Annotated in this window: 11 protein-coding genes and 1 pseudogene; 1 reads left to right on the top strand and 11 read right to left on the bottom strand. The window is 60.4% G+C overall.

The window, feature by feature from the left end:
- The 10 genes and pseudogenes from DQ393_RS00070 to DQ393_RS00025 all read right to left on the bottom strand — a co-directional run.
- Positions 1–779: filamentous hemagglutinin N-terminal domain-containing protein (locus tag DQ393_RS00070; RefSeq protein ID WP_146758954.1), on the bottom strand; the 779-nt coding region annotated here is incomplete at its 3' end.
- Between the two features lie 192 nt (positions 780–971).
- Positions 972–1,526 carry a hypothetical protein gene (locus DQ393_RS00065; RefSeq protein ID WP_112339814.1) on the bottom strand — a complete coding sequence of 185 codons (555 nt, stop codon included), beginning with the start codon at positions 1,524–1,526 and terminating at the stop codon, positions 972–974.
- A 58-nt stretch (positions 1,527–1,584) separates the two neighbouring features.
- Positions 1,585–2,007 carry a hypothetical protein gene (locus tag DQ393_RS00060; protein ID WP_432421971.1) on the bottom strand — a complete coding sequence of 141 codons (423 nt, stop codon included), beginning with the start codon at positions 2,005–2,007 and terminating at the stop codon, positions 1,585–1,587.
- 55 nt (positions 2,008–2,062) lie between these two features.
- On the bottom strand, positions 2,063–3,841 hold the full coding sequence (locus tag DQ393_RS00055; RefSeq protein ID WP_112339812.1) for a ShlB/FhaC/HecB family hemolysin secretion/activation protein: 1,779 nt from the start codon (positions 3,839–3,841) through the stop codon (positions 2,063–2,065).
- Between the two features lie 21 nt (positions 3,842–3,862).
- Positions 3,863–4,540, bottom strand: coding sequence for an invasion associated locus B family protein (locus tag DQ393_RS00050; protein ID WP_112339811.1), 678 nt, complete (start codon positions 4,538–4,540; stop codon positions 3,863–3,865).
- 321 nt (positions 4,541–4,861) lie between these two features.
- Positions 4,862–6,082 carry a DUF1501 domain-containing protein gene (locus DQ393_RS00045; RefSeq protein ID WP_112339810.1) on the bottom strand — a complete coding sequence of 407 codons (1,221 nt, stop codon included), beginning with the start codon at positions 6,080–6,082 and terminating at the stop codon, positions 4,862–4,864.
- Between the two features lie 2 nt (positions 6,083–6,084).
- Complete coding sequence (locus DQ393_RS00040; RefSeq protein ID WP_112339809.1) at positions 6,085–7,590, bottom strand: DUF1800 domain-containing protein; 1,506 nt, start codon at positions 7,588–7,590, stop codon at positions 6,085–6,087.
- A gap of 75 nt (positions 7,591–7,665) precedes the next feature.
- Positions 7,666–8,115 carry a periplasmic heavy metal sensor gene (locus DQ393_RS00035; protein ID WP_112339808.1) on the bottom strand — a complete coding sequence of 150 codons (450 nt, stop codon included), beginning with the start codon at positions 8,113–8,115 and terminating at the stop codon, positions 7,666–7,668.
- The gene (locus DQ393_RS00030) at positions 8,112–8,561 is read right to left on the bottom strand and encodes a hypothetical protein (RefSeq protein ID WP_112339807.1); all 450 of its coding nucleotides are present in this window, start codon (positions 8,559–8,561) and stop codon (positions 8,112–8,114) included. Before DQ393_RS00030 ends, DQ393_RS00035 begins: the two co-directional genes overlap by 4 nt.
- Positions 8,554–9,150, bottom strand: a pseudogene (locus DQ393_RS00025) (RNA polymerase sigma factor); the annotation flags it as partial. The pseudogene DQ393_RS00025 and the gene DQ393_RS00030, both read right to left, overlap by 8 nt.
- A 676-nt stretch (positions 9,151–9,826) precedes the next feature.
- Here DQ393_RS00025 and DQ393_RS00020 point away from each other — a divergent pair.
- Complete coding sequence (locus DQ393_RS00020; protein WP_112339805.1) at positions 9,827–10,468, top strand: TetR family transcriptional regulator; 642 nt, start codon at positions 9,827–9,829, stop codon at positions 10,466–10,468.
- Positions 10,469–10,625: 157 nt separating this feature from the next.
- Here DQ393_RS00020 and DQ393_RS00015 read toward each other — a convergent pair.
- Positions 10,626–11,423 (bottom strand): porin (locus tag DQ393_RS00015; RefSeq protein ID WP_146758953.1); only part of this gene is annotated, 798 nt, incomplete at its 5' end.

Here is an 11,423-nt window from a genome sequence, read left to right as displayed (position 1 = left end):
TCGCCGGTGGCATAATTGTATTGGCTGGCGCCGCCCGTCAGGCGGATGGTCTTGCCGTAGACCGGCGCATTGACATGGATATTGCGGGCAACAACGTCGAACAGGTCGACGGCGCCGGGGGCAGCCGCGAAGTTTCCGCCTGCCCCTTCGAAGGTGACGTCGCCGCCATTGACGGTGAAGCCTGACAGGCTACCGTCGGCGCCGATATTGGGCACGCCTGATGTCAGCGTCGCTCGCGGCGTGTTGATGAAGCCGCAGCCGTTGCAGGTGATCCCGTTTGGATTCGCGATGATGACGTCAGCCCTGCCGCCGAACACTTCGGTCGGGCCGTTCAGCGCGGAACGATTGCCCGACGTGACTTCGTTTAGGATGACCGAAGCCGGGCCGGAATTCCTCAAATTGGGATTGCCGGGGGTGGCGCCGCCCAGGTTCGAAGTGCCGACTTCACCGTTGAAGTTATTAAGGATGAGGCCGGGCGTGCCGACGTTGAAATTGTCGTATTTGTTATGCGACAGGCCCGTGCCATTCGGGGTGACGATATCGATCAACGGCACACCGTTCGGGGCAGCCCCGACACTCGGCTGGTTTGCGGCGGGTGCCGAGCCGGCAGCGGAGACGGATTGCGCATTGGCAATCGCTGGCTGCAGGAAGAGAAGCAAGCTCAGAGTGACGGCGAGCGACTGCCGCCCAAGACGCAGGAGCGGGCTTCGCAGATCAAACGCGACCTCCCTCTCGTTGGCCGCAAGCCGCGATCCAACCAATGCGATCTTCTTGCTCATCACACGCCCTCACTGGTGACTGTGCGGCAAGCTGAACTTGCCGCAATTGAAACTAAGCTTGCTGATCGATCGCGACATCCGCGGCCTCGCGAGCACCGCGATTTCGGCCCCTGGCTGACGCAATCTTTCTGGCCGGCATAGGCCGTTCACTCTGAACCCTCTCGGAAAGCCGACATCGCAGCCGGCCTCCCGCTATTTCTTCGTCAGCAACCACTGCTTGACCTGCTTGGTGAAGGCGTTCGACAGCCGTTGCGCCAGAATATCGTCAGGCCCTGCGGCCGAAGCTGCGTTGACGGCCATGGCCACAAATATGCCGAGCCCCTCTCCGCGCATGCCACTGTTACCCGCCGCAATGGGCTGCTCGGCAATGAGATGCCCTGTCTTGGCGTCTTCCAGCCTAGCTATTCCCGCAATCCGGCTGTCGCTGTGAATAAGAACACGTCCAGCCTTCGTGGCCAGATCGACCACATGGAGGCTGACGACCAACCGCGCTCGCGTTGGACCACCGGGTAACCCGATCAGCTCCTTCTCCATGGTCCCTTTCAACATGCGGACAACCGTGGCCAATTGCGGATCGGGTTTACCTTCCGTGAAAAGGCCTGTCATTTTGACATCGGGTGCTGTCTCGATGCGGATTTCGCGTACGGAGGTCTTTTGAAGAGCAGCCACAAGACGTGGGTCCGTCGTGACGCAGGACGCGAGCAACATCGCGAGAACAAGGGCGATACCGCCGGAGATGTATCGCATCACCTGAGCGCCCAAGGCACCTGTTACCAATATCAAGCGCAAATCCATCTTCATCTCCTCAACCGCCTCTTGCGGCCGGCGCCGTCTTCACGCCGCCGTCGAGTTTCTTGTAAAGTTCGCCCAATTGAGATTTCGGCGCCGGGCACTTTCGTGAACGGGCAAGGTCCGTCAGCACCTGATTGCGATTGCGCAATGCGTCGATCTCGACTTTTTCGGGTGACTTGGGGTCCATGAAGAACAGAGCTGGCCAGAAGAGAAGAACGCCGGTTGCACCAAGAATCACGTTCTTGCCCTGTGCCTGCGAGCGCTCCTTGACCGTCGAAAGGATCTGGCGTTCGTTCGCCGCAAATTCACGGTTGACGCCGCTGCAATCCAACCCGCCGTCACCGGCACTGGTCGATGCGATCGGATGTGCTTCACGACCGCCGCAACCGGAGAGTATGATTGTGCAGCAAACCAGCGCCGTGATCGCGAGCGGCATCAACGCGGCCCGATCATCTTTCTTTCCAAAAATCATGATTTCCCTCAAAATATGATCACCATTTCACCGACGTGCTGACGAACAGAAGTCCGGCCTCATGCCGATCGACCGTGCCGCCCAGCACATCCGAATAACCCATGTCAAAATTCACATGCCCGCCGGCGAGCTTGGCACCGACCGTCCAGCCGAGCATGTCGCCGCCCTGGATGCGGTAGCGCGCCTGCGAAGCGATCCGGCCATAGTCCAGGCCGACGTACGGCCGGAACTCGCCAAGGATCTTGGCAAGCTCGGCATTCTCGCCGAAAGGCTGCGTACGCCAGACGAGATCGTTGCGGATGAAGAAGCCGTTATTGCCGAACAGCATGGTTTCGCGCGTGCCGCGCACGGAGGAATAACCGCCGGCCGATATCTGCTCGGCCCCGAACAGGTTGTCGGGCGAATATTGGCCAGTGACGAGCGAATTGAGTTCGAAGCGCTGATCGGCAAACTCGAAAGGCCGTGTCATGGTGATCGTGCCAGTGAACTTCGAAAAGCGAGGATCCGCATCCCCTGCTCCGGCATCACCGGGAGCGACGGCGTCAAAGAGGTTGAGCCCCTGACTGTAGGAGAGATCAAAGACCCAAAGGCCGCCCAGCATACGGCGCGAATGCGAGATACCGAGATCACCGACCGTATATTTGCGGCTGCCGACCTCTATTCTGTTGCCGAGCAGGAAATTGTTGGTTTCCTTATAGGTCAGGCCGCTGTTGAAGGTGGTGATCGAATCCTTGTCGCGGAAGATCACGCGATCGGCGCCGATCCCAACCTGTTTGGAATCGCCCGAGGTGTTGAGCGGCCCAAAGTTCCCCGGAACCGAGCTGTTATATTCGTACCAGGAGCCGTTCGCCGAGAACGTCCAGTATCCGTAGGGCACGCTGACATTGCCGGAATAGCTGTTGCTCTTGCCCAGCCCGTCGTCCCGCCACGGATAATCCGGGCCGCTATGCTCGTATGAAAAGTTCCATTGGTCGTTCACGCCGAACAGATTGTCATAGCCGATCGAGGCCGAGGACTTGGAGTATCCCGTCTGCTCTTGACCGAGATTGCTGTTGCCGAAGGAAAGATGCCAGGGGTGATCCGGCTTGTTCTCGATATTGAGGATCGAGGTGCCATCCCTCTTTTCCGGCAGCATCGCGGTCTTGGCATTGTTGGAGGTCAGGCGGTTGATCTGGTCGAGGCCCTGTTCGATGTCGCGCAGATTGGTGATCTCGCCTTTCATGCCGGGAAAGGCCGTGGCGATCACAGCGGAATCCGGCGCCGGCTTGCCGTTGATGTAGATGTCGGCAAGCGTGCCTTCGACCGCGACCAGGCGCAGCACCTTGGTCCCGGCAATATCCTGCGCCGGCACGTAGACACGGGAGCTTACGAACCCCTTGTCGAGATAAAGATGCGTCAGGTCACGCAACAGCCCGTTGATCTCACCGACGCCGACACAGCGGTTCGCATAAGGTGCCGTGATTTTGCCTACGGTGTCGGCCGAAAACTGCCTGACGCCTTCGACCTCGACATGGGCGATCGCAAAACAGGGGCCGACCTTTTTGCCATTGGCAGCCGCAGGCTGCTGGCCTTCCGCCGGAGAAGACTTCGGCGTCATGTCACCCAGGGCTTTCAGGCGCTGCTGCTCGGTCTCCTGCGCCTGCCGGCGCGCGAAATCGTCATTGGGTGTCTGAGCCGCAGCCTCAGACACCATCAGAATTCCTGACAGCAATGCAACCGTTAACGAAGGGGTAGAAGACCACTTCTGAAAGCCTTGGCCGCACCGCGGAGCGGTGATCGGCCCCAACGCCGATATCATGGGGCTATTCCTGTCGTCCGGTTACTTGGAGACAGGCTTCTGCAGCGCATCCAGCGCCGCCGGCAATCCCTTCAGCGAGAACTTGATGTTGACCTTCTGGCCATTCATCATCTGGACATGGCCGGTGCCATCGGCAGCCTTGGTCAATGCCGCCACCATCTTGCCGTCCAGTTTCTGTTGTGCCCAGCAACCGGCCTGGTTGCAGTTGCGGTAGGCCAACTGCACCACGGGCTTGTCAGCCACGTCGATGCCAAGACCGGCGGGAATGTACATGTTCAGCGGCACCAGCGTCGTCAGCACGAGATCGCTGGCAGGCTGCTTTGCTGCCTTCTTGTTTGATGCGGCCGGCGCATCCGCCGCCTTGGCGAACGCCATCGTCAAGACGTTCACGTCCTGGTCGCCCTGCTTGATCGTGGCGATCTGCGCCACTTCGCAGTTCGTGATCGCCGATCCGTCCGCCCCCTTGCCGTCGACGCAGCGATAGTACCAGTCGTCGAACTTCTGCACCCGCGCCTGCGGGGCCGGCTGCTGTTCATTTGCCGCTGGAGCGGGAGTTTGAGCAGTGCTTGTATTGGAAGGGGGATTTGCGGCTGGTGCTGGCTGCTCCTGGGCCGTTGCGGAGGATGCAAGGAGCGCACTCGACAAAAGCATGACGGATGTCAGGATTTTGATGGAAAACGTCTTACTCGTGAGGGACATTCTAACTTTCCAAAGTCAAAGCCATTCGCTTGCGCAAGGCGCACCTTGCTCAATCGGCAAATCGTCAAAATTCATGAGAATGCACCTCATACGCGGCGCGGCCGATCATCGGTTAAGGCGTTACATAGCAGAATTCTAATCCATGCATCAGAAAGTAGCGGGCACTGCGCAATGATTCGTGCACGTTTCTGGGGAAGCGTGTCGATTCCGCAACATTGGCGGTTGCTATTCGCAGCAGCTGTGCATCGTGCGGCACAACACCTACAGCTAATGGGTGATTATTTAGGCCGGTCGCGATTGGTCAAGTGATCGGATCGCGGCTCAGGCGATCAGCCCTTTCATCGGCAGGACATGATCGGAGCCCGGAAAGACATCGCGCGCCAATATGGAAGGCGATGTGCCAAGCAGATCGACGGCGATCCCCTTGACGATGGCGCGCAGATCCGTTGTGGCGGCAAGATCGCGGCCATCGCGCAATTGCGCCTGTTTGAGCCCGGGCCAATCGGCAATCACCCGGCCGCCCCGAATGGCGCCGCCGGCGAGGAATGCCGCCGTTCCGGTGCCGTGATCCGTGCCCTGGGTGCCATTGACCTGCGCCGTGCGGCCGAATTCGGTCGCGACGAGGATGGCGGTATCCTTCCATGCTGAGCCGAGTTCCTGCTGGAACGCGGCAAAGGAATTGTCGAGCCCGACCAGAAGCTTGTTGAGCCGATCCACTTCGCCGGCATGGGTATCCCACCCCTCGAAGGCCAGTGCCGCGACGCGGGGGCCGTCGTCCTGCGCCAATAGACGCGCGGCACCTCTCGCCATCTGTTCCATGCCTGTGGGATCGCCGGGGCCGCCTCTGGCCTTGACGTCGAGACCGGCGGCAATCTTGCCGGTCGAAATGCCCTCGGCGAGGATTTTCGCAAAGAGCGGATCGGTGTGGTTGTAAAGATCCATCAGCCTCGGCGGCAGGTCGTCGCTGACCGGCTGCAGATTGGATGGCGACCAGCCGAGCACCGGTGCGTTGCCGCGAATGACGAGTGGTGCATTGGCGCCGATGGACAGGCCGCGGATCTCCGAAGCTCCCGGCGAAACCTTGTCGCCCTTCGGCAATCCCTCCAGCATCCGGTTGAGCCAGCCGGAATCGACGCGGCCGGGCACCTCGTAGCCGGACTCCAGCACGTCCTGTCCGTCGAAATGCGACCGGTCGCGATAGGGCGTCGCACTGGCATGGACGACGGCCGCCTGCCCTGCGCGATAGAGCCGGTTGAAATTCGGCATCGACGGATGCAGCGCGAAAAAACTATCTAGTGGGAGAGCGGCATCGGGGCCGCTGGTCGTCATGGCGATCGATTGCCGCAGCGTCTGATAATCGGGATCGCCGACAGGCGGCACGGCCGTTAGACCGTCGAGCGCGCCGCGCAGGATGATGGTGATGAAGCGAGGATCGCGTCCGCCGGCGGCATGGGCGAAACGCGGGATGAAGGCCCAGGCGAACAAGGCGCCGGAAGCGCCGAGCACGGCACGACGAGTGGGGGTCATGAGTTCGCAGGTCATGGTCAGCGCCTTTGAAATTCGGGGGAAAGATATGCGATCGTCAGGCCCTGCTTGCGGGTCTCCGCACGCGATACGGCCTGCAGCGTTTCATTGGAAAGCAGCGGCCCCAGGCTGTCGGACACGAAACTGCGCGGGTCGACCTGCGGTGGCACCGCATTGGCGATCATATTGGCGACATCCATGCGCATGCTGAGGCTCTCGCTGGAGGCCCAGACATCGGCAGTGTCGGCAAAGCCGTTCGGTCCGGCCGGCGCCCAGAAGGGTTGGCCCATCGCCGTCAACGTGCCGAGAATGACATTCGGTTTCGGGGTCTCGCCGCTTGCCCGCAAAAGTGCCGCCATGAATTCGAGCGGCGAGCGAACCTTCGACAATGTCGGGTTCCATGCATCCTCGGAGCCGACGAGCGCCCGATAGACGGCGGAAAGATCGCCATCCGTCTTGCTGAACGTCGCAGCGACGGTCTGGACAAGCCCTGGCGGAGGCGTATCGGCCACGAAATGACGGACGAGCTTGGTGGCGATATGCTGTGCTGTTGCCGGATGGCGGGCGAGATCGCGCAGCGCTTCGCGCCCCTGTCCGACGCCATTGTCGGCATAGGTGAGGCCAAGCAGCGTCTGATCACCGGGCTCATGCGCGCCCGCGTTGAAGACGAAGGTGCCGGGTGTCCCGAGCTTGCCCTCGGCGCGCGCCACAGTCCAGCCGGTAATGATCTTGGCAAGCGTCGTCACGTCGGCCTGGGTATAGCCACCATTGACGCCGAGTGTGTGCAATTCCAGCGTCTCGCGGGCGAGATTTTCATTGAGACCACGCTTCCTGTTGGCATTGGCCTTGGAGTTCGGCCCGATCGACTGCTGATTGTCGAGATAGGCGAGCATGGCCGGATGGGTCTCGACGGCGAGCAGCATATCCGCGAAACGACCGAAGACATGTGGCCGGATCGCTTCGCGCTCGAAGGCGCCGGCAACGATATGAACCTCCTCGCCCTTCGAGACGGCGACCGCGAAATGGTTTGCCCAGAACATGGCAAGCCGCTCGCCAAAGCCGATCAATGGCTGCCGGATGGTGCCGTTAAAGCGGGCATCCACTTCCGCCAGCAGAACCTGCTGCGGAAGGTAGGGCATTGCGGGTTTTTCCAGCTTTTCGACCGCTTTGCCGATGACAGCCGCCATGGCCTGATTGTTTGGCTGCATTCCCATGGCGCTCGATGGCTGCGCCTGAGGTTGTTGCGACTGCGGCTGCTGTGGCCCCTGCGCCGGCTTATCCGGCTGTGTCGCGGCCTGCTGCCTTGCCTCCTTGCGCTGCTCCTGGAAGGCATAGAGGGAAACGAGAAGATCGGCGGTGGATTGAAGCTGCGGCCCGACGGGGACCGGTACAAAGCGCTCGGTGATTTCCTCCATCAGCGCTCCGCGCGGATCCGATGCGATCGACGCAGTGCCGTTATGATCCGCCCCTAGCCCAAATCGGGAAAGGGCGAGCGCGGCATAAACGTCATTCGATTGCTGAGCCATGTTCCTGCCAACTCCTGCATCAAACATGCTCCTTAAACGCGGGGTTCGTTCCGATCCGTCGCTTGGCAAGTATGATCATTTTGTGGCAGCGGCCCTCGACGCGCTGCGGCGAACGAGGCTTTCGGCAAGCGCGCGGCGTTCGTCGTAGGAGAGCGTTGCGGCGAAGTCGACAGCCCGTTCCTCCAGCTTCGCTCTGAGGCCGATATCGGCATTTCGCGCCCGCGCCAAGGCAGCCAGAAGCGCTTCCTTGTCCAGCATCGGCTGACCCAGAATGGAAGCGGCGTCTACCTTGGCCTGCTGCGCCTCGAGAATGGCCTGCCGGTTGTCCTTACGCGCCTCGTTGAGTGCGGCACGCAAAGCTTTCTTCTGAACGGAAGGCAGTTGCTCGCCGGCAAGCGGCATCATCCCCGCACGCGCCTGCGTCTTGCGGATCCACGTCAGGCCGCCGCCCGCCAATGCTCCGATGAGGAACGTGTTCAGTACCAGTAGGGAAATGACCACTATTCTAAAACTGCGATCCGTCATTGGCTGTCCTGCACTATGCCCGCGTCCGGCCCGATGTCGCCGAACATGGTTGCGGTTCCGTCGGAGACGACCGAAGCATCGGAGGTCAGGCTGGGCGTGAGCACCGCGATAGCGATGCTGCCGGCGAGCGCGCCAGCGACGCCGACGCCGACAAGGCCGATGCCGGCGGAGCCGAAGCGGAACCAGCTTCTAACCGCCAGGCGGCGGACGAAGCCTTTAAGGATTTGGCGTTGCAGATCCACATGGCCCGGTCTGACGACATATGTATCGAGCAGCGCATCCAGATCGGCGGCGCGCGCGAGAACTCCGGCGGCGGCCAGGTCTTTTGCGAATTCACGCGCGGCGGCGCGCTCGGTCTGCGGCCACCGAGCGATATCGCCGCCATAGGCGGCGGTCAGTTCCTCGAACCGCCCGGCATTCATTGGACCTGCGATATTCTCAACCATCGCCCTGTTCCTTCAACAAAAGCAGCTGCAACGAGCGCCTTCCACGCGCAAGCAAGCTCTCCAATGCGTCGACGCTGACGTCCATGATCTCGGCCGCCTCGGCATTCGACAGCGCCTGATAATAGACCAGGATGATCGCCTCGCGCTGCCGGGGTGCGATCATCTGCATCGCCCGTTCCACACGCTTGGACGGATCGTCCTCGCTCATCAGGCCCGCATCCGGCGCCGGCCCTTCATATTCGATGTCGGGCGGATGCTCGGCAAGAACATCCTTGCGTCGGCGCAAGCGATCGTAGCAAAGGTTGATCGCCACGCGATGCACCCAGGTACTGAAGCGGGCATTGCGCTGACGCCAGCCGCCGGCGTTGCGCCAGAGGCGCAGAAACGTCTCCTGCGCCACATCTTCGGCTTCGCTCGCATCGCCGAGCATGCGGGTTGCGACGGCCATGATGCGCGGCAGCTGCCTTGCCACCATCATACGCATTGCCGGAACGTCACCAGCGGCGATACGGCCGAGCAGATCCTCATCCGCATCGCCGCTCCCGGGCGTGCGATCCCACTTCATCGACAATCGCCACCGCTCCTGTTTCGCGCGATACCGGCGTGACGCGCCACCCGGTTCGGGCTTTTAGCAAGGAAGCTCGGCCTGGCCGTCAAATCCGGCAAGCGGCTTCCGTCAGATCGCAGCATCTCGGTCAGCGTATCATCCTTCGACATCAAGCATGGATTCGCAAGAAGTATGGGGTCGCAGGGATTGAACGGCCTATCCGCCGAATTCCGTCGCTCTCACATCGAGGATTTTTGGATTTTCCTCCCTTCGCCGGCAACTATCTATCGAACGAATACCAAAAGAGCCGGCTCAGCCGGACGTGGAAGCCTCATCGATATGAGCGGATGGAGTTGCTAACGCCGGAGATCAAACATGCCCTGTGCCCCGATTTGACTGGCGCATCGTTTCCGGGACAGGCGAACTCGGCTTCGTACCGCCAATATATTGCCGTTATGGCTACATATTAGCATCCGAACATTTTCAACCTTTCACTCCCCAACGCGAGCAAACTGCACACGGAAACTTGCACCCGGCTTTTAGGCGCTTGACGAAGCGCTCCCGTTACGATTTCCTTCCTTAATTTTAGGGGATTATATAATTGGGCCGCTTTCTTGCGCATTGCTGATGTGAGGAGTTTCCAGCGATAAGCGGCGATGGTGGGGTAAGAATGCCAAAAAAGAGGGGTACAGCTTGACTGATTTCTGTGGAGACATGAATGAGGCGCACTAAGGAGGAGGCGGCGGAAACGAGGAGCGAGATCTTGCACTCTGCAAAGGCTCTGTTTCTCGACAAGGGTTACGAGAATGTCAGCCTTGAGGAGATAGCCGCAGCGGCTGGTGTAACGCGGGGGGCGGTGCACTGGCATTTCAAGAACAAGCAGGGATTGATGTTTGCGATCCGCGATGAGGCCCAGCAGCCGTTTCAGGAGCTGGCTGAGCGGATGTCGAAGGAGCTCCCGACAAATCCGCTTGATCTCGTGGCCGAGGCGATTGCCGGGATATTCGACGATGTCCAGGGCGATCCGCGCAAGAGAAGCATGCTGAAGGTGATGATGCACCTCGACATGGCCTTTTGTGACGGCACCACGAACCGCGCCAGCTCCTTCCGCCACGATATGCACGAGCATTTCGAACGCATATTCACCCTGATGAATGAAAAGACGAAGCTGCCCGCGCCATGGACGCCGGATACGGCCGCCTCCGCGCTGACGGCGGTCATCGGCGGGCTGATCACCGAATGGACGCTCGACAGGGGTAATTTCCAGCTCGTGCCTTGCGGACAGATGTTCATCAAGATGATCTTGAAGACATGGTTCCCGCAGGAGCAGACACATGAGGTAGAGACCTCGGCTGCATAAGGCGGGTCACGCGATATCAAAGCCTTGAACAAAAAAGGATCCGGAGGGAAAGCCGGATCCTTTACTTTGATCGGAGGTCAACCGATCGGTGAAAGAAGCCTGACGGATTGGAACATCAGGCTTCCCTATACCCGGCACGAGGCCGGGTAATTCAAAATTAGAAGCTACGCTCGAAGCGCAGGATACCAGCCCACTGATCTTCGTTCACAGAATCGAAGTTGGTGTAGGAGACTTCCGGCTCGATGAGCAGGTTCTTGACCGGGTTCCACTTGACGTTCGTGGTTGCGGCAAAGATCTTCGAGTCGGTGTAGGCGAGCTGCAGGTTCCACTTCAGCTTTTCGTTGATCGGAACGGCAACGCCACCCCAAACGGCCCAGTCACCCCAGCCGCACTTGGATGCATCGTCGATGGGGCAAGCCGAACGGTCGAGGTTGGTACCTGCATACTTGTTGAGCTTGTCGCCATCGGTGTTCCAGCCACCCATCAAGAAGGCCGAGAACGCGCCGAAGTCGGCATCGACACGAGCCTTGATAGCGCCTTCTTCGACGATCGAGTCGTAACCGCCAACGACCTTGAAGCCCCATGCGCCAGACTTGAAGCCGGCACCGGCGACGACGTCAGGAGCATAGTGATTGCCCTTGTCGTCGGACCACCAGCTTGAGCCGTAGGAGGCGTCGGAGCCGCTGGAGTTCGAGTCTTCAACCGAGATCACAGCCGTGAAGCCGTTGCCGGCATCGTAGCTGTAGGTCAACTGGTTGAGTTCGTACGGGCCGTCATAGATCACGTCGTCGTTGATGACGTCGCCGGCATAACCGATGTAGTAGTTATACTGCGAGTCGGCCTTACCGACGAGGAAGCCGCCCAGGCTGATGTTGGCGAACAGCAGCTTGGTGGAGGTGGAGTTGCCGTCGTTCCAGTCCCAACGGACGACCGTGTTGGTCTTCAGCGGGCCGTA

The sequence above is a fragment of the Martinezella tropici genome, assembly GCF_003287875.1.
Classification (GTDB): domain Bacteria; phylum Pseudomonadota; class Alphaproteobacteria; order Rhizobiales; family Rhizobiaceae; genus Rhizobium; species Rhizobium tropici_C.
The sequence above is the reverse complement of the archived record's forward strand: the minus strand, read 5'-3'. Positions and strand labels throughout refer to the sequence as shown.

What these genes read in the sequence shown, in the direction of transcription:
- DQ393_RS00065 (WP_112339814.1), bottom strand. Translation starts at nt 1,526, where the DNA reads ATGCGATACATCTCCGGCGGTATCGCCCTTGTTCTCGCGATGTTGCTC.
- DQ393_RS00060 (WP_432421971.1), bottom strand. Translation starts at nt 2,007, where the DNA reads ATGCCGCTCGCGATCACGGCGCTGGTTTGCTGCACAATCATACTCTCC.
- DQ393_RS00055 (WP_112339812.1), bottom strand. Translation starts at nt 3,841, where the DNA reads ATGATATCGGCGTTGGGGCCGATCACCGCTCCGCGGTGCGGCCAAGGC.
- DQ393_RS00050 (WP_112339811.1), bottom strand. Translation starts at nt 4,540, where the DNA reads ATGTCCCTCACGAGTAAGACGTTTTCCATCAAAATCCTGACATCCGTC.
- DQ393_RS00045 (WP_112339810.1), bottom strand. Translation starts at nt 6,082, where the DNA reads ATGACCTGCGAACTCATGACCCCCACTCGTCGTGCCGTGCTCGGCGCT.
- DQ393_RS00040 (WP_112339809.1), bottom strand. Translation starts at nt 7,590, where the DNA reads ATGGCTCAGCAATCGAATGACGTTTATGCCGCGCTCGCCCTTTCCCGA.
- DQ393_RS00035 (WP_112339808.1), bottom strand. Translation starts at nt 8,115, where the DNA reads ATGACGGATCGCAGTTTTAGAATAGTGGTCATTTCCCTACTGGTACTG.
- DQ393_RS00030 (WP_112339807.1), bottom strand. Translation starts at nt 8,561, where the DNA reads ATGGTTGAGAATATCGCAGGTCCAATGAATGCCGGGCGGTTCGAGGAA.
- DQ393_RS00020 (WP_112339805.1), top strand. Translation starts at nt 9,827, where the DNA reads ATGAGGCGCACTAAGGAGGAGGCGGCGGAAACGAGGAGCGAGATCTTG.